The organism is Paenibacillus sp. JT22N7, assembly GCF_059383875.1.
In genome coordinates, this window is the sequence record NZ_JBXENY010000027.1 from 1 (window position 1) to 2,006 (window position 2,006).

A 2,006-nucleotide genomic window follows, 5' to 3' on the forward strand; every position below is an offset into this window, starting at 1 on the left:
CCGCCGCTAAGCATCAGGAGTGCAAGCACTCCATCAACTCCGCTCGACTTGCATGTATTAGGCACGCCGCCAGCGTTCGTCCTGAGCCAGGATCAAACTCTCCATTTAGGTATTGTTTGACTTGCTCATTACTTTTTTTGTATCGCTTTACATTAACTTAAGTTAATGTGGCAGTTTCACTCGTTGTTCAGTTTTCAAAGAACAATTTCTCTAACTAATTCTTTTTGTGTCAACCGCGTTTTCTCTCAGCGGCGACTTTTATAATATACCATGACTGCCTACTCAATTGCAAGTACTTTTTTTTCTTTTCTTCGACATTTTTTTTCGTTTGTCGATTCAAGTTATTTCCTTGCTTCAAAAGCGGCGTGTATTAATATATCACAGCTCGCAAAATATAGTCAAGCCCTATTTTAAAAAAAGATACCCTACGCTTGTAGCAAGCGATTTGGGTATCTTTTGCCGTTCTATTTTATACAGCCAGCGTCATATATCGAAGCTCCAACGCCTCAGTATCTCCGCTTGCTGCCATCACCGCAACTTCACGAATAAGCGAGCGTTTGACCAAACGTTGCAGCAGCAAGGATAAATCGACATGAAGGGTCTTTATTCGCTCATGCTCCTGCAGCTCGCTGATGCTCCATGGCTCCTCCCGGCTCATCATGATGCTAAAGAGCAAGGAACAGCAGTCCTTCATTTTGTTGATTACCGTAAACTCACAAGCGAGCATAACCAGTTGAACGCGCTGCTCCAGCGTTTCAGGGCTGACGGTTAATTCTTCATACAGCTTATACACCCCAGGATGTACCCGACGCATTTGACGCCACACGGTTAGCTCTGGATGCTGCCCTTCTTCAATTAATACAATGTGCGCCCAGTGATGCAGTGCAGTTAATATATTGCTGTAAGCATCCAGAATATTGCGCTCTTCGTAATCATGCTTTGCCTGCAGGTAACTTCTCAGAAAGCCGGAGAACTCTACAAACCGCTTTTGCTCTCTCATGACGTCCGGAAATTGTATAATGCGCTCACGAATATCGCTTATACGGCTGTCGCGCTCCAACAGTATCTCCCCCCGAACTATCCATTGAATAATACTTTTGTTCTCCCCGCTTGCCATCCACTGCTCCAGCTGGCCTACACTCACACTTCGAATCAGCACATGCTGGCCTTCAATGCGTACATGCTCAATACTTTGAACAGCAGTCTGCTCCACAATTGCAAGCAGAAGCAAATCCAATCCTTCAGTCAACGGACTGTAAGCATAAGAGTTCTCGATTGCGATAAGACCAAGCAGCTCTGGCTGTGATTGATGCGTTTGAATGAAATGTTCTTTTATATGTTTCACTTGGGCCTCCGTATAGCTAATCCAATATGATTAAGATATAATAATCTACGGTGTTTGTTATTTCGACAAACCCGAGACAGTTTCCTGCTTACATGGATGGAAAAACCGTCTGATTTTAATAAGAATACCATGGAGAGGATGGACAAAGTGAATAAGTTTTTTTTCAAATCAGCGAAAATAAACGAATTTCGTCTGTGGGGGCTGATTTTCACACTTGTCGGCATGGGTGTTATGATTCTCGGTACAGCCGGAATCGTGCTTTGGGGACAAGCTGGTAAAATCGTTGCCGCAATTTTTATGGTTATTGGGATGATTTCCTTGCTCGTCAGCGTTGCCGTTTATTTCTGGGCAGGCATGATGTCAACCAGTGCAACGATGCTAACATGTCCCGAATGTAATCGCCCGACGAAAATGCTCGGCAAAACGGACCGCTGCATGTTCTGCAAAACGATTTTGACACTCGATCCGGCGCAAGCCACACATGCTCCTTCCGAATAGTACGCTGCTCTTAAAAATAAGTTACATAAGCTTAAAAGGGCGTTGCCGCCAAAGTAAAATGTACCCTATAAGATGGACACTTTAAAAAGGTCATCTTGTAGGGTCTTTTTTGTGTACAATAAATAAAAAAACGAGCGGTGGTCGAAGCGGATGTCTAAAAAAT

Annotated in this window: 2 protein-coding genes and 1 rRNA gene; 1 reads left to right on the forward strand and 2 read right to left on the reverse strand. The window is 43.9% G+C overall.

What is annotated here, in order from left to right:
• Nucleotides 1–108 (reverse strand): 16S ribosomal RNA (locus tag AC50Y5_RS32680); the annotation flags it as partial.
• Between the two features lie 361 nt (nucleotides 109–469).
• Nucleotides 470–1,345 carry a nucleotidyltransferase-like protein gene (locus AC50Y5_RS32685; RefSeq protein ID WP_056043992.1) on the reverse strand — a complete coding sequence of 292 codons (876 nt, stop codon included), beginning with the start codon at nucleotides 1,343–1,345 and terminating at the stop codon, nucleotides 470–472.
• 147 nt (nucleotides 1,346–1,492) lie between these two features.
• Here AC50Y5_RS32685 and AC50Y5_RS32690 point away from each other — a divergent pair, with 147 nt between their 5' ends.
• Nucleotides 1,493–1,843 carry a YgzB family protein gene (locus tag AC50Y5_RS32690; protein ID WP_231594383.1) on the forward strand — a complete coding sequence of 117 codons (351 nt, stop codon included), beginning with the start codon at nucleotides 1,493–1,495 and terminating at the stop codon, nucleotides 1,841–1,843.
• Nucleotides 1,844–2,006: the final 163 nt, after the last annotated feature.